The following is a 15,798-nucleotide window of genomic DNA, read 5'->3' on the forward strand; positions in this document are numbered from 1 at the left end:
TCATCGAACGTGAAATCCCCAATTTTATCGATTGGAGCCGAAAAAATAGTATCTGGATTGCTCTTAGGGTTCATAACTAAGTCTCTGCATACAAGCCGCCTGAAAATGTCAGGCACCAAAAAAGGCGCGTATTTTATGGGAATTTCGCGCCTCTGTCATGTGTTGCGTTAGAACATCTGTAACTGCGAGTTGCCATCGTCAGCTGGGAAAGGTGATAACTCAGGGAGTGTGATACGCTTTTGTATGTCTTTATATAGGTTTGCGGCCAACTCTGGCGCAATTATATTGTCTGCGGTATGGATCATGACATATGGCTGTTTACCTTCGGCAATCCATTGTGGCAACTTGTTGAGCCATGGTTTAAAAAACTCGTAATTTTGCTGTTCTTCTGGATGACCAATAAAGCGAATCAAAGGGTGTGAAGCGGTAGCAATGGCGTGAACAGGGACTCGTGGTTTTTTCATTTGTGCATCAATAATCGCCTCATTGTCGGGCTTAGCGGCAAAGACTGGGCGGCTATCCATCATAATGCGGTCAATATTATTCTCTACTAACCATTGGTTAAGTGCTCGCTCTTCTTCGCCTTTGGAGAAAAATGCCATATGGCGAACCTCAACACCGAGAGGGAAGTTAGGTGGAAAGTTCGCACAGAACTTTTTCAGCCGATCAAGGTGCTCAGGACCAAATGCGGCTGGTAATTGAATTGTCCATTGGCCCACACGGTCATGCAAAGGCTCCATGACTTTCATGAAGTCTCTCAGTTGTTCGCTGCAACCTCTTAGCATTTGCTCATGAGTGATGGCTTTAGGAAGTTTGAAAGTAAAGCGAAAATCATCGTGGGTTGCGGCTCTCCAGTTTTGCACTGTATTGAGCGTCGGTGTGGCATAAAATGTCGTGTTGCCTTCCACGGTATGAAACACTTGCGCATACCTTTCTAAACGTTCAGCGGGCTTTGTCCCGCTGCCGTAAAAACTTTGTTGCCATTGATTGTGCGACCACATCGTCAATCCAAGTCGAAGAGGTAAGTTATCCATTATTCTTTACTGCTTGCTACTCGTGTGAATACTTTACGAGAGTTTTGCTGAAATAGGTAATTTCACGCTATAATCCTCCCCAATTTTTTCGCTTTGGTGCGCTTTTGAACATTTGTTGTACTAAAAAGCACCAGTGAATGATAAAACACACGTAATTGTATGTTGAGTAGTCGATTTTCGTGGACATTCAGCGTATAACTGAATCTTTACTCTGCTTAGCAATGAGGCTGACAGAGCGTAGTTAACAACATTTGAGAGATTGGGAATTTCATTATGCGTACCCATTACTGTGGTCACCTGAACAAGTCCCTTGCAGGACAAACTGTAGAACTTTGCGGCTGGGTTAACCGTCGTCGTGATTTAGGCGGTCTTATTTTTATTGATATGCGAGATCGCGAAGGTATCGTTCAGGTAGTTGTTGATCCAGATATGGCGGATGCGTATGAAGTGGCGAACACACTTCGTAATGAATTCTGTATCAAACTAACGGGTGAAGTGCGCGTTCGCCCAGAGAGCCAAGCAAACAAAGACATGGCAACAGGTGAAGTTGAGATCCTTGCGAAAGGTCTTGAAATCATCAACCGTTCTGATGTTCTGCCTCTAGACTTCAACCAAAAGAACTCTGAAGAGCAGCGCCTGAAGTACCGTTACCTAGATCTACGTCGTCCAGAAATGAGCGACCGCATCAAGCTACGAGCTAAAGCGTCTAGCTTTGTTCGTCGTTTCCTAGATGACAACGGCTTCCTAGACATCGAAACGCCAGTACTAACAAAAGCGACTCCAGAAGGCGCTCGTGACTACCTAGTACCTAGCCGCGTTCACAAAGGCAGCTTCTACGCGCTTCCTCAGTCTCCACAGCTATTCAAACAGCTTCTAATGATGTCTGGTTTTGACCGTTACTACCAAATCGTTAAGTGTTTCCGTGATGAAGACTTGCGTGCTGACCGTCAACCAGAATTCACTCAGATCGATATCGAAACGTCATTCATGACGGCTGACCAAGTTCGTGCAACGACTGAGAAAATGGTTCGTGAAATGTGGCAAGAGCTACTAAATGTTGACCTAGGTGAATTCCCAGTAATGCCGTTCAGCGAAGCGATTCGTCGTTTCGGTTCGGACAAGCCAGACCTACGTAACCCACTGGAACTAGTAGACGTTGCTGACCTAGTGAAAGATGTTGAGTTCAAAGTATTCTCAGGTCCAGCAAACGACGAAAAAGGCCGCGTTGCCGTTATTCGCGTTCCAGGTGGTGCATCTTTGACTCGTAAGCAAATTGATGGCTACGGTGAATTCGTTGGCATCTACGGTGCGAAAGGTCTAGCTTGGATGAAGGTTAATGACCGTGCAGCGGGCATGGAAGGTATCCAATCTCCAGTCGCTAAGTTCCTAAATGAAGACGTGATCAACGGCATTCTAGATCGTACTCAAGCGGAATCTGGTGACATTATTCTATTTGGCGCTGATAAAGCGGGTATCGTTGCAGAAGCAATGGGTGCGCTACGTTTGAAACTAGGTAAAGACCTAGAGCTAACGGATGAGTCTGCATGGGCTCCACTATGGGTGGTTGACTTCCCGATGTTCGAAGAAGATGACGAAGGCAACCTACACGCGATGCACCACCCATTCACATCGCCTCTAGGTGTGACTGCAGAAGAGCTAAAAGCAAACCCTGCTGCGGCAAATTCTAACGCTTACGATATGGTTCTAAATGGCTACGAAGTGGGCGGCGGCTCTGTTCGTATCCACAACGCAGATATGCAAGAAGCCGTATTTGATATTCTAGGCATCACACCTGAAGAGCAACAGCTTAAGTTCGGTTTCCTGCTTGATGCGCTGAAATTCGGTACGCCTCCACATGCTGGTCTTGCATTTGGTCTAGACCGTCTAGTAATGCTGCTATGTGGCACAGAGAACATCCGTGATGTTATCGCGTTCCCTAAAACAACAGCAGCGGCGTGTCTACTAACAGACGCACCAAGTATTGCGAACCCAGCAGCGCTAGAAGAGCTAGCAATCGCAGTAACTGCAGCGAAAGAAAAAGACGCAGAATAAGCGCACAACATTTGAAGAAAACTCCCGCAACTGCGGGAGTTTTTGTTTAAATAAACCCAAGAAACTTCCAAAGCAATTTCCCAAGCAACGCTTTTAGAACATGTTTTGTTATTAAGCGTCAAAATACATTAAAAGGTGAATTATGGCTGGTCATAGTAAATGGGCGAATATTCGTCACCGTAAAGCAGCGCAAGATGCGAAGCGCGGCAAAATCTTTACTAAATTAATACGTGAAATCGTTGTTGCGGCAAAAGAGGGGGGCGGTGAGCCAGAAAATAACCCACGTTTGCGAGCAGCAATTGATAAAGCACTGTCTAACAACATGACACGTGACACTGTCAACCGCGCTGTCAGCCGAGGTGCTGGTGGTGAAGGCGACGACAACATGGAAACCGTGATCTATGAAGGTTATGGTCCAGGTGGTACGGCGGTCATGGTCGAATGTATGACGGATAACCGAAATCGTACGGTATCTGGCGTACGCCATGCATTCTCAAAGTCAGGCGGTAATCTGGGGACGGATGGTAGCGTCAACTATCTTTTCGACAAGAAAGGCGTGATTTCATATGGCCCAGGTTTAGATGAGGATGCGGTAATGGAAGTAGCATTAGAAAGTGGTGCTGATGACATTGAAACGGCAGAAGATGGCTCGATTGATGTCTACACGGCCCCAGGCGATTTTGGACTCGTAAAAGATGCCCTTGATGCCGCAGGGTTTGAGGCAGAGAACGCTGAGGTGTCGCTGATCCCATCTACGAAAGCAGATTTGGATGCGGATACTGCGCCAAAACTACTTCGTTTGATTGACGCTTTGGAAGATCTGGACGACGTTCAAGAGGTTTATCACAATGGTGATATCTCTGACGACGTTGCGGCTACGCTAGATTAAACTCAAGGTGTCGGGAGCGGTATTTGCTCCGAAGTTAGCAAGTAATAATAAAAAGACTGAGGCCGAATTAGGCCTCATTTTTAGGAACATTCATGTCAATTATTTTGGGCATTGACCCAGGTTCGCGCATTACCGGCTATGGGGTCATTCGTCAAAATGGACGCCACTTGCAATACCTTGGTAGTGGCTGCATTCGTACTTCAGAAAAAGAACTTCCGGGTCGGCTTAAACAGATTTATGCAGGCGTCACGGAAATCATTACCCAGTTTCAACCGGACGTTTTCGCGATCGAGCAAGTGTTTATGGCCAAAAACGCGGATTCAGCGCTAAAACTTGGCCAAGCTCGTGGCAGTGCAATTGTTGCTGCGGTGAATGCGGAGTTGCCGGTATTTGAATACGCGGCTCGTCTTATTAAGCAAGCTGTCGTCGGCACTGGTGGCGCGGACAAAGCGCAAGTTCAGCATATGGTTCAGCAGATGCTTAAATTGCCCGCCAAGCCTCAAGCGGATGCAGCCGATGCTTTAGGTGTGGCGATTTGTCATGCCAATACTAACAAGACTCTCGTTGCGTTAGCGGGCAAAGCAACCAGTGCCAGAAAAGGGCGCTACCGTTAAAATTAACTGGATGTCTATCCAGTTCTTTATTATCCTGTCGCAAATTCATTTCCAAAGAGTATTTATAGTGATTGGACGTCTTCGTGGCACACTGATTGAAAAACAACCACCTGAAGTATTAATTGAAGTTAATGGCATTGGCTATGAAGTCCAGATGCCAATGAGCTGTTTTTACGAACTGCCAAATGTTGGCGAAGAAGCCATTATTTATACTCACTTTGTTGTCCGTGAAGATGCGCAATTGCTATACGGTTTCAACACGGTAAAAGAACGAGCACTTTTCCGTGAAGTGATCAAAGCCAATGGCGTTGGTCCTAAACTCGGTCTTGGTATTCTCTCTGGTATGACAGCAACGCAATTTGTTACTTGTGTGGAACATGAAGACGTTTCTACGCTGGTTAAGCTTCCAGGCGTTGGCAAGAAAACCGCAGAGAGATTGGTTGTTGAAATGAAAGACCGCTTGAAAGGGTGGGGCGCTGGCGATCTATTTACACCATTTACGGATGCTGCTCCTGCGGATTCTAGTGCGACATCCAACAACGCGGAAGAAGAAGCAATCAGTGCGCTTCTAGCTCTAGGTTACAAGCCGACTCAAGCGTCGAAAGTGGTATCTCAGATCGCTAAACCGGACATGAGCAGTGAGCAAATGATCCGTGAAGCTCTAAAATCAATGGTGTAACGCTGGTTGCACAGTGAACATTTGTTCAAGATAACTCATTCTCTAAGGTTAATGCCAATCGCTTAACGATGTTTTTTGTGTCATTCCAGCGAGCCTGGCGAGACTGGGAATCTAATAGCAGCACGCTGAGCGGTTAATGAAACAATTTGACCATAAATCGCTCGGATAGAAGATCCTGTATCACGCTCCTTCGTCGCTGTACAGGATGACGAGATATAGAAATATGCCACTTGCTGTTAAACGAGCGGCATTATTCTCTCAGGTAACCATTTTTCAAGGTAAAAAGATGATTGAAGCCGATCGTTTAATCGCGCCAGAAAACCCTGCCTTTCGTGATGAAGATGTCATTGATCGTGCTATTCGGCCAAAAAAATTAGCGGATTACCAAGGTCAGGACCATGTCCGTGACCAAATGGAGATCTTCATTAAAGCTGCTCAGTTACGTAGCGAAGCACTTGATCACCTTTTGATTTTTGGTCCCCCAGGTTTGGGTAAAACCACACTTGCGAACATCGTTGCCAATGAAATGGAAGTGAACATTCGCACTACTTCAGGCCCTGTACTTGAGAAAGCAGGCGATTTGGCCGCGCTGTTAACCAACCTCGAAGAAAACGATGTGTTGTTCATCGATGAGATTCACCGCTTGAGCCCGATGGTTGAAGAGGTGCTGTATCCGGCGATGGAAGATTATCAACTGGATATTATGATCGGTGAAGGTCCGGCCGCTCGTTCTATTAAGATCGATTTACCACCATTTACGTTAATTGGTGCGACGACCCGAGCGGGCTCTTTAACGTCACCATTGCGCGACCGCTTTGGTATTACTCAGCGCCTTGAGTTTTATAAGATAAAAGACCTCCAAGATATCGTGCAGCGAAGCGCGGATTGTTTAGGTTTATCAATGGAACCTGAAGGTGCATTGGAAGTGGCAAGACGTGCGCGTGGCACACCACGTATTGCTAACCGTTTGCTACGTCGTGTTCGTGATTATGCGGAAGTAAAAGGCAATGGTCACATTTGTGCCGATGTTGCCGATAAGGCGTTGAATATGCTTGATGTGGACGCCGAAGGCTTCGATTACATGGACCGTAAGCTACTACTCGCGATTATGGAAAAATTTGGTGGTGGTCCGGTCGGGCTCGACAACATGGCAGCGGCGATAGGTGAAGAAAAGGACACTATTGAAGACGTTCTTGAACCTTATCTTATTCAGCAAGGTTATTTACAACGCACTCCGCGTGGAAGAATCGCGACAGATCGTGCGTATTTGCATTTCGGAATTGAAAAATAAGATTCCCTCGCTGGGCCGTTGTTGCCCAGCGCTTCATTAAAGTTGACCAAACTCACATTTTTTGAATTTTTTCTCATACTGGTTTAGTAAGTAAAAAGCATTGATTGTTAACTCGATGTTTGCTTGCAACTGGTTAATTTCTCTCCTGATTACTCTCTCTTAACATCCGTATCCAATACTGGTTGATCTAGATCAATGTGATGGATTTTTGTGCAAATTCCGCGCATAAACATTGATGTATATCAAAGCGCGTTACGGCTATAAACCTTTTGAAACAATCTGTTTTTACAAGTAATATTAGCCCCAGCTATATTAGCTGATGCTTAACAATTAACTAACCAATGAAGCACATTTTTGCAACAATGAGTTGTGATAATTCAACATTTTTCAAGTGTAAATAACACCTGAATATGGATTGCAATATGTAGAGAGTGTCATTCAGCCGACACATAGGAGTTACCATGATTGACGTAGTTGATCTATCGCGGTTGCAGTTTGCACTGACAGCGATGTATCACTTCCTATTCGTACCATTGACCCTTGGTATGGCCTTCCTTCTGGCCATTATGGAATCGATGTACGTAATGACGAACAAGCAAATCTATAAGGACATGACCAAGTTCTGGGGTAAGCTATTCGGTATTAACTTTGCACTTGGTGTGGCGACAGGCCTTACCATGGAGTTCCAGTTTGGTACGAACTGGTCTTACTACTCCCACTATGTAGGTGATATCTTCGGTGCACCGCTAGCGATCGAAGCACTTGTCGCATTCTTCCTGGAGTCAACTTTTGTTGGTCTATTCTTCTTCGGGTGGGATCGTCTATCTAAACGCCAACACTTAGCGGTTACCTGGCTTGTGGCACTAGGCTCTAACTTCTCTGCTCTTTGGATTCTTATCGCAAACGGCTGGATGCAAAACCCAGTAGGCGCAGATTTCAACTTCGAAACCATGCGAATGGAAATGGTGAGCTTCTCTGAGGTTGTACTAAACCCAGTTGCTCAGGTTAAGTTCGTGCATACGGTTGCTTCTGGTTACACTTGTGGCGCAATGTTTATTCTAGGCATCAGTTCATACTACCTATTAAAAGGTCGTGACATTGCGTTTGCTCGTCGTTCGTTTGCTATTGCTGCTTCTTTCGGTATTGCAGCTATCTTATCTACCATCGTTCTTGGTGACGAATCTGGCTACGAGCTTGGTGAAGTTCAAAAAGTGAAACTCGCTGCAATTGAAGCAGAGTGGCACACTGAACCTGCACCTGCCGCATTTACGTTATTTGGTGTTCCTAATCAGGAAACGATGCATACCGATTACGCAATTAAGATCCCTTACGTAATGGGTATTATCGCGACACGCTCTTTTGATGAGCAAGTAACAGGTCTTCGTGATTTACGTGATGAACACGTCGATCGTATTCGTGACGGCATGTACGCTTATGAACTTCTAGAGAAGCTTCGTGCGGGCGACAAGTCAGAAGAAAACATGACTGCGTTTGATGAAGTGAAAGGTGACCTAGGTTACGGTCTACTTCTAAAACGCTACACAGACAATGTTGTTGATGCAACAGAAGAGCAAATCCAAGCTGCTGCGGACGACTCAATCCCAACAGTATGGCCGCTATTCTGGTCATTCCGTATCATGGTTGCTTGTGGCTTCATCATGTTGTTTGTCTTTGGTGCGGCGTTTATCCAAACGTGTCGTCAGAAGATTGAACAGAAACAATGGATTCTAAAAGCTGCACTATTTAGCATTCCACTACCTTGGATTGCAATTGAAGCGGGTTGGTTCGTCGCTGAGTACGGCCGTCAACCTTGGGCTGTAGGTGAAATTTTACCAGTGCATGTTGCAGCTTCTGCACTAACTGCAGGTGAAATCTGGACTTCACTCTTCGCAATTCTGGCGCTATACACGGTATTCCTGATTGCAGAAGTTTACCTAATGTTGAAATTCGCTCGTAAAGGCCCAAGTAGCCTGAAAACGGGTCGCTACCACTTCGAGCAAAATGCTGACTCTGTTGAAGACAAAGTTAGTCGCCAAGTAGAAGCGTAAGGTAAGGAGATAACAAGATGTTTGATTACGAAATCTTGCGACTCATCTGGTGGGTACTAATCGGTGTTCTACTAGTTGGTTTTGCAGTAACAGACGGCTTCGATATGGGTGTAGGCGCGCTTGTACCTATCATCGGTAAAAACGACACGCAACGCCGTGTCATGATTAACTCAATTGCTCCTCACTGGGATGGTAACCAAGTTTGGCTTATCACTGCTGGTGGTGCACTGTTCGCAGCTTGGCCTTTGGTTTACGCAACGTCATTTTCAGGCTTCTACTTAGCGATGATTTTGACATTAGCAGCGCTATGGCTTCGTCCTCTGGGCCTAGACTACCGCTCTAAAATCGAAGATCCAAAATGGCGCAATACCTGGGATATCTGTATCTCAATCAGTGGTTTTGTTCCGCCAATCATCTTTGGTGTAGCGTTTGGCAACCTTCTACAAGGTGTACCATTCCAATTGAGTGAGTTCTTGATGCCAACATACCATGGCTCATTCTTTGGTCTACTAAACCCATTTGCACTGTTGTGTGGTCTAGTAAGCTTGTTCATGATTTTGATGCAAGGTTCTACTTGGCTACAAATGAAAACAACAGGCGAAGTGCATGTGCGTGCGCGCAACGTTGCTCAGTTGGCTGGTTTACTGACGGTTGCTGCGTTTGTAGCGGCTGGTTTCTGGATCCAAAATATCGATGGCTACGTCATTGTTGGCGGTATCGACACTAACGCTGCTTCTAACCCTCTAAACAAAGAGGTTATCCGTGAAGCTGGTGCGTGGATGAAGAACTTTGAAAACTACCCACTACTATGGGCTGCTCCTGTATTAGGTGTTGCAATGCCGCTTCTCGCTGTATTGGCATCTCGTCTTGAAAAATGTGCGATTTCGTTCATTACTTCAAGCTTGGGTGTTGCTGGTGTTATCTTTACTGCAGGTTTTGCGATGTTCCCATTCATCATGCCTTCAGACTTAATGCCAAGCCACAGCTTAACAATGTGGGATGCAACGTCATCTGAGCTGACTCTGAACCTAATGACAGGCGTTGCGTTTGTTATGGTGCCAATCATCCTTGGTTACACATCTTGGACTTACTACAAGATGTTTGGTCGCCTTGATGACCAGTACATTGAAGACAACAAAAACTCACTTTACTAAGGAGCATTTACTATGTGGTATTTCGCATGGATTCTAGGTGTACTACTTGCTTGTGCATTCGGTATCATCAACGCTCTTTGGCTAGAGCACTCAGAAATGATGGATAAAGACAGTGAGTAACCTCGCTGATAAGGTAGCGAAACTTCACGCACCAATGGATAAGACTCTGCTACGAGTCTTATCTCTCATCCTTGGCTTTATGCACGTAGGATTGGTGATGTGGGACCCTGAAGCTTACCATCAAGCAATTGGTGGTTTTAACTCAATCATCGCACCAGCACTGATTTGGTCTGTATGTTCAAGTATGGTGTATGGGGTGGGCTTCAAGCCAAGAAACTGGTACTGGCAAGTTTTGTTTAGTCCTTATTTCTCGTTAGCTATCTTAATTTATCTAACGGCACTTTATTTCATTTAGGCTGAAATATGCTGTAATAAAGTCGGTTACTAAATCATCGAATAAAAGCTAGGTATCTCGCCTAGCTTTTATTTTTTCTACAAATTTCAAAAATATTTCCTTAGCTCGGTACCAATTGCTGTCGCTTCAGTTATAGTAATTACTTTAAAGAATTGAATATATTGGTACTCCCTTGCAAGGCACATCAAATCTCTTTCACTGGCCGATCACCGTGTACTATGAAGACACTGATGCGGGCGGTGTTGTATATCATTCTAATTATCTAAAATTCTTTGAGCGCGCACGGACAGAGATGTTACGTGCTAAAGGCATTTCTCAACATGTGTTACTGGAACAAAATATCGGCTTTGTTGTCCGACACATGGATATCGATTTCAACCAAGGGGCTAGGCTGGACGAGCATCTGACAGTCGTAACCCGAGTGTCAGAAATAAAACGTGCTTCTCTGCAATTCTGTCAAGAGTTGGTCAATGATCAAGGCAAGATATTGTGCAAGGCCTCGGTTAAGGTAGCATGTATCGATAATAAGAAAATGAAACCAATAGCTATTCCAACCTTTATAAATTCGGAGCTAACAAATAGTGACTGCTGATATTTCCATTTTAGATCTCTTTCTTCAGGCCAGTCTGTTGGTAAAGCTTGTGATGCTGACGTTGCTTGGCATGTCAATTGTGTCATGGGCAATGATCATCAAGCGCAGCAAAGTGCTTTCTCAAGCTTCAAAAAATGCAGAGCAGTTTGAAGACAAATTTTGGTCGGGTACTGATCTTTCTCAGCTTTACCAAAAAGTAAAAGCGCGTAAAGACGAAATTGAAGGCACAGAAGAAATCTTCTACGCAGGTTTTACAGAGTTTGCTCGCCTACGTAAGAGCAACGCAAATTCACCAGCTTACATCATGGAAGGCACTGGCCGCGCAATGCGCGTTGCTGTTTCTCGTGAAGTAGATGAGCTAGAAACAAGCTTACCGTTTTTGGCAACAGTCGGTTCTATAAGCCCTTATATCGGCCTATTTGGTACCGTTTGGGGCATCATGCACGCCTTTATTGCGCTGGGTGAAGTAAAGCAAGCTACGTTGTCTATGGTTGCACCGGGTATCGCCGAGGCACTTATCGCGACAGCGATGGGGCTATTTGCGGCTATTCCGGCAGTAATGGCGTACAACCGCCTAAGTAATAAAGTGAGTAAACTAGAGCACACTTACGCAACATTTTCTGAAGAATTCCACAGCATCCTTCATCGTCAAGCGATGGCTGGCCGAGACAGCGCGGATAAGGAATAAAGCATGGCGGGTTATCAACCTAAAAAGCGAAAAATGACAGCGGAGATCAACGTTGTTCCGTATATCGACGTAATGCTCGTACTGTTGATCATTTTTATGGCGACCGCTCCATTTGTGACTCAAGGCGTCGACGTTGATCTTCCGAAAACATCGACCGCAGAATCTATGCAAGACCTTGCTGGCGAGACTGACAGTAGCTTTATTATCATCGAAATTGATAGCGAGGGTAATTTAGGCCTAAGCGTAAATGATGAAGAAGTTCAGCGAGGTTTGTCGTTGCAAGATGTTATTGTGCGAGTGAAAGCGGAGCGAGAGGTTAAGCCGGATTCACCAGTTGCGGTAGGTGGCGACGCGGCAACACCATATGCCGATGTTGTTCTATTGCTAGATGAACTAAGTCGAGCTGGTATCCCTAAGGTAGGTCTAATGACCGATATCAGGGAATAGACATCAATTATCTATGAAAGATCACAAGAAGAAACCCAACCAATACGCCAAACCGATAGCAATATCGGTTGGTTTGCATGCAATTCTAGTTGCAGCCCTGCTTTGGGGGACGGACTTCAACATGTCTAAACCAGAGCCTACAGGGCAAATGGTTCAAGCTGTTGTCATCGATCCAAAACTTGTGCAGCAACAAGCGAAAGAAATTCGCCAGCAACGCGAAAAGGCAGCGAAAAAAGAACAAGAGCGTCTTGATAAACTGAGACGCGAAGCAGAGCAGCTAGAAAAAAACCGCAAAGCTGAAGAAGAGCAAATTCGCAAGTTGAAAGAGCAGCAAGCGAAAGATGCTCAAGCGGCGCGAGAAGCAGAAGCTGCACGTAAGAAAAAAGAGCAAGAGCGCAAGCAGGAAGAAGAACGTGTTCGCAAAGAAAAAGAGCGAGCTGCTAAGCTAGAAAAAGAGCGCAAGGAAAAAGAAGAAGCCGTGCGTAAAGCTGAGCAGGAGCGTTTAGCAAAAGAAGCGGCTATAGCAAAAGCTGAGCAAGAACGTTTGGCTCGTGAAAAAGCAGCAAAAGAAGCGGAAGAAAAAGCACGTCGTGAGCGTGAAGCTGCTGAAAAAGCTGAACAAGAGCGCATTGCAAAAGAGAAAGCGGCAAAAGAGGCAGCGGAGCGAGAGCGTAAAGCGAGAGAAGCAGCTGAGCGTGCCGAGCGTGAGCGTAAAGCTCAAGAAGCCGCGTTAGATGATATTTTTGCGGGTCTCGAGGATGAGGTCAGTAAAAACAGTGCTGCGCGCAATCAATTTATTGACGACGAACTTTCTCGTATGTCATCCATCTATACTCAAAATATTCAGCAAAAGCTGATTAAGGATGACTACTTGCTGGGAAAGGAGTGTAGGGTAAACATCAAATTGATTCCGACAGGAACTGATATGATGGTCTCTGGTGTTACCGTTTTGAGTGGCGATACTCGAGTATGTGCTGCGGCGAAGCGAGCAATAGCTCAGGTAGGGACGTTCCCTAAATCTTCAGAATCAGCGGTCAATGAAAGACTAAAAGACATCAACATAACTGTTGCTTTGGACTAAAAGGAATAAGACGTGATTAGACGCCTTTTACTAGGAATGTTTGTACTGTTTAGCAGTATGACAAATGTGGCGAATGCCGCATTAGAGTTGGTCATTACCGATGGTATTGATTCAGCACGACCAATTGCTGTTGTTCCGTTTAAGTGGGAGGGCACACAAGCGCTTCCAACGGATGTTTCTGCTGTTATCGCCTCGGATTTACAACGTAGTGGTAAATTCAGCCCAGTTCCAACGAGCAAAATGCCACAAACACCGTTCAGTGAATCAGAAGTTAATTTTGATGCTTGGACCAATTTAGGTGTGGATGCGCTATTGACTGGTTCAATCAAGCAAAACGACCAAGGTGACTACGTTATCAACTATCAACTTGTTGATATTGTGCGTGGTCAGTTAACAGGTGGGAAGAGTAAGGCGCTTGGTAGTGACGGTGAATTGGTTCTGTCAAAAGATCATGTGCTGTTCAATAAAGTAGCCACTGTTCAAGGGCCTCGTATGCGTGAGTACGCTCACCGTATCTCTGATTTGGTGTATGAACAGTTAACTGGCGACCGTGGCGCTTTCATGACTCGTATCGCATATGTGGTAGTGAACGATAAAGACCGTTTCCCTTACCAACTTCGAGTCGCTGATTACGATGGCTATAATGAGCGTCTGGTTTTACGTTCTAAGCAACCATTAATGTCACCAGCGTGGTCACCAGATGGTAAAAAGCTTGCGTATGTTAGCTTCCAAAATGGCCAAGCAGAAATCTTCATCATGAACATCTACACCGGTGAACGTGAGAAAATTACTTCATACCCACGTCACAATGGTGCGCCAAGATTTTCGCCAGATGGCAATAAGTTAGCGATTGTTCTTTCTAAAACAGGCTCGCTTCATGTTTATACGTTTGACCTTAACACTCGTAAGCTGACGCAAATTACGCGTGGCAGATCAAATAATACGGAACCGTTCTGGCATCCGGATGGAAAATCGTTGATTTTCACATCGGATAGGGGTGGTAAACCACAGATTTATCAAGTAAATTTGGGCAGCGGTTCTATTGACCGTTTGACTTGGCAAGGCAGCCAAAATTTGGGTGGTCAGATTACTCCTGATGGGCGATTCCTAGTTATGGTGAACCGCAGCAACGCAGGATTTAATTTGGCGAAACAAGATTTGGAAACTGGTGCTCTTCAAGTCTTAACTAAGACCTTGCTTGATGAGTCTCCTAGTATTGCCCCAAACGGTGGCATGGTTGTGTATAGCTCGATTTACAACAAGAAAAACGTACTATCGATGGTGTCAATTGATGGTCGATTCAAAGCTAGATTACCGGCAACAAATGGGCGTGTTCGAGCGCCTGCATGGTCACCGTTTTTGTAGTAATAAGTTTGATTAATAAAGGAAAATAAGATGCAACTGAACAAGGTTCTAAAAGGGCTACTAATCGCGCTTCCTGTAATGGCTGTTACAGCGTGTAGTTCAAGCGACGACGCTGCTTCTAACACTGGTGCAGCAACAAACAACAATGGCGCAGTGGAAACAACAGTAGCTACGCCAATTGATCAAAGCGGTCAGTTGACAGAGCAAGAGCTAAAAGAGCAAGCGCTACGTGAAACTCAAACAATCTACTTTGCTTTTGACAACTCAACAATTGCAGCAGATTACGAAGAGATGCTAGCGGCTCACGCTTCTTACCTAAGCAAGAACCCAGCACTTAACGTAACTATCGAAGGTCACGCTGATGAGCGCGGTACACCTGAGTACAACATTGCTCTAGGTGAGCGTCGTGCACAAGCAGTAGCGAACTACCTACAAGCACTAGGTGTTCAAGCTGACCAAATCTCAATCGTTAGCTACGGTGAAGAGAAGCCACTTCTTCTAGGTCAATCAGATGAAGTTTACGCTAAGAACCGTCGCGCGGTTCTAGTATACTAATTCGAGGTAATCCTCATGTTCAGTAACACTAAGCGCGCTGTTGCGCTTACGTTACTGGCAAGTGCAGCGAACTTTGCGTTCGCTGCACCAGCTCCAGTATCCGATCTCAACAGCACATCATCTGTCTCTAAGAGCCGTTCATCTGAAACGGAAGTAGAACGTCTAGAACGTTTGCTACAAAATCGCAATCGCGTTCAGCTCCAAATGCAACAGCAAATTGACCAAATGTCACAAGAGATCAGTGAATTGCGTGGTCAATTAGAGCGAAATAGCTACGAAATGAAACAAATGTTGCAACGTCAACGTGAGTTGTTTGTCGAGCTGGATCGTGTTCGTGGAGAGATAAAATCCACACCTGCACAAGAAGCACAACCTGTGAAAACAGGTGGCCAGTACACTCCAAATGTTGATGAGCAAACGGCATATCAGAATGCAGTTGACCTCATTCTCAAAAAGCGTGATTACACTGGCGCAATTGCAGCGTTCCAGCAGTTCCAGAAAGATTATCCTGATTCTACATATTCAGCGAATTCTCACTACTGGTTAGGTCAGTTGTACTTCGCTAAAAAGCAGGATGAGGATGCAGTGAAAAGTTTTGCCGCTGTTGTGTCTTATAAAGACTCCAACAAGCGAGCCGATGCGTTGCTTAAGTTAGGCGAAATCGCTGAGCGTAATAACAATGCAGCTCAAGCGAAAAAGTACTACCAACAAGTGGTTGATGAATACCCAGGTAGTGCATCTGCAAAACTTGCCAGCTCTAAGCTGTAAGACGTTATGTTTTGAAAAGGAAGCCTCGGCTTCCTTTTTCTTTTCCATTTTTTGTTGGTGCAGAACGGCTAAGTCGATAGCAATGATGCAGAGCCTCTGACCTTGTGTTGCACCGAATTTCGCTAC

Annotated in this window: 17 protein-coding genes and 1 pseudogene; 16 read left to right on the forward strand and 2 right to left on the reverse strand. The window is 45.2% G+C overall.

Features of this window, described 5'->3' with window-relative positions; genetic code table 11:
• Together R7O12_RS05230 and R7O12_RS05235 are read right to left on the reverse strand one after the other, a co-directional pair.
• A pseudogene (locus R7O12_RS05230) lies at positions 1 to 107 on the reverse strand (carboxy-S-adenosyl-L-methionine synthase CmoA); the annotation flags it as partial.
• Positions 108 to 167: 60 nt separating this feature from the next.
• Entirely contained in the window at positions 168 to 1,034 is an 867-nt protein-coding gene (locus R7O12_RS05235; protein WP_318125675.1) for a DUF72 domain-containing protein, read from the reverse strand.
• Between the two features lie 273 nt (positions 1,035 to 1,307).
• Between R7O12_RS05235 and aspS the strand changes: the two genes are divergently transcribed.
• The 16 genes from aspS to ybgF all read left to right on the forward strand — a co-directional run bounded on the left by aspS (position 1,308) and on the right by ybgF (position 15,672).
• On the forward strand, positions 1,308 to 3,086 hold the full coding sequence (gene aspS, locus R7O12_RS05240) for an aspartate--tRNA ligase (protein ID WP_005378401.1): 1,779 nt from the start codon (positions 1,308 to 1,310) through the stop codon (positions 3,084 to 3,086).
• Between the two features lie 142 nt (positions 3,087 to 3,228).
• A complete protein-coding gene (locus R7O12_RS05245; RefSeq protein ID WP_005378402.1) occupies positions 3,229 to 3,975 on the forward strand; it encodes a YebC/PmpR family DNA-binding transcriptional regulator in 747 nt (248 codons plus the stop codon).
• Positions 3,976 to 4,067: 92 nt separating this feature from the next.
• Positions 4,068 to 4,589, forward strand: a complete 522-nt coding sequence (gene ruvC, locus R7O12_RS05250) for a crossover junction endodeoxyribonuclease RuvC (protein WP_005387909.1) — start codon at positions 4,068 to 4,070, stop codon at positions 4,587 to 4,589.
• A gap of 67 nt (positions 4,590 to 4,656) precedes the next feature.
• Entirely contained in the window at positions 4,657 to 5,268 is a 612-nt protein-coding gene (ruvA, locus tag R7O12_RS05255) for a Holliday junction branch migration protein RuvA (protein ID WP_318104619.1), read from the forward strand.
• 286 nt (positions 5,269 to 5,554) lie between these two features.
• Positions 5,555 to 6,559: a Holliday junction branch migration DNA helicase RuvB gene (gene ruvB / locus R7O12_RS05260; RefSeq protein ID WP_005378312.1), complete on the forward strand. Its 1,005-nt coding sequence runs from the start codon at positions 5,555 to 5,557 to the stop codon at positions 6,557 to 6,559.
• Between the two features lie 461 nt (positions 6,560 to 7,020).
• A complete protein-coding gene (gene cydA / locus R7O12_RS05265) occupies positions 7,021 to 8,607 on the forward strand; it encodes a cytochrome ubiquinol oxidase subunit I (protein WP_005378311.1) in 1,587 nt (528 codons plus the stop codon).
• A 17-nt stretch (positions 8,608 to 8,624) separates the two neighbouring features.
• Positions 8,625 to 9,761, forward strand: coding sequence for a cytochrome d ubiquinol oxidase subunit II (cydB, locus tag R7O12_RS05270; protein ID WP_006742909.1), 1,137 nt, complete (start codon positions 8,625 to 8,627; stop codon positions 9,759 to 9,761).
• Positions 9,762 to 9,773: 12 nt separating this feature from the next.
• On the forward strand, positions 9,774 to 9,881 hold the full coding sequence (cydX, locus tag R7O12_RS05275) for a cytochrome bd-I oxidase subunit CydX (RefSeq protein WP_000270284.1): 108 nt from the start codon (positions 9,774 to 9,776) through the stop codon (positions 9,879 to 9,881).
• Positions 9,874 to 10,176 (forward strand): cyd operon protein YbgE, encoded by a 303-nt coding sequence (gene ybgE / locus R7O12_RS05280; RefSeq protein ID WP_005378304.1) that lies wholly within the window; start codon positions 9,874 to 9,876, stop codon positions 10,174 to 10,176. Before cydX ends, ybgE begins: the two co-directional genes overlap by 8 nt.
• A gap of 172 nt (positions 10,177 to 10,348) precedes the next feature.
• Positions 10,349 to 10,768: a tol-pal system-associated acyl-CoA thioesterase gene (ybgC, locus tag R7O12_RS05285; protein ID WP_017820044.1), complete on the forward strand. Its 420-nt coding sequence runs from the start codon at positions 10,349 to 10,351 to the stop codon at positions 10,766 to 10,768.
• Entirely contained in the window at positions 10,758 to 11,456 is a 699-nt protein-coding gene (gene tolQ / locus R7O12_RS05290; RefSeq protein ID WP_005378301.1) for a protein TolQ, read from the forward strand. The genes ybgC and tolQ overlap by 11 nt, the downstream gene beginning before the upstream one ends.
• A gap of 3 nt (positions 11,457 to 11,459) precedes the next feature.
• Complete coding sequence (locus R7O12_RS05295; RefSeq protein ID WP_005378298.1) at positions 11,460 to 11,903, forward strand: ExbD/TolR family protein; 444 nt, start codon at positions 11,460 to 11,462, stop codon at positions 11,901 to 11,903.
• Positions 11,904 to 11,916: 13 nt separating this feature from the next.
• Positions 11,917 to 12,984, forward strand: coding sequence for a cell envelope integrity protein TolA (tolA, locus tag R7O12_RS05300; RefSeq protein WP_042522108.1), 1,068 nt, complete (start codon positions 11,917 to 11,919; stop codon positions 12,982 to 12,984).
• A gap of 12 nt (positions 12,985 to 12,996) precedes the next feature.
• Positions 12,997 to 14,349 (forward strand): Tol-Pal system beta propeller repeat protein TolB, encoded by a 1,353-nt coding sequence (gene tolB / locus R7O12_RS05305; RefSeq protein WP_005387925.1) that lies wholly within the window; start codon positions 12,997 to 12,999, stop codon positions 14,347 to 14,349.
• A 30-nt stretch (positions 14,350 to 14,379) separates the two neighbouring features.
• Positions 14,380 to 14,904 (forward strand): peptidoglycan-associated lipoprotein Pal, encoded by a 525-nt coding sequence (gene pal, locus R7O12_RS05310; protein ID WP_005378293.1) that lies wholly within the window; start codon positions 14,380 to 14,382, stop codon positions 14,902 to 14,904.
• Positions 14,905 to 14,919: 15 nt separating this feature from the next.
• Positions 14,920 to 15,672, forward strand: a complete 753-nt coding sequence (gene ybgF, locus R7O12_RS05315) for a tol-pal system protein YbgF (protein ID WP_005378285.1) — start codon at positions 14,920 to 14,922, stop codon at positions 15,670 to 15,672.
• The last annotated feature ends 126 nt before the right edge of the window (positions 15,673 to 15,798 follow it).

It is taken from the genome of Vibrio sp. Vb1574 (assembly GCF_033338675.1).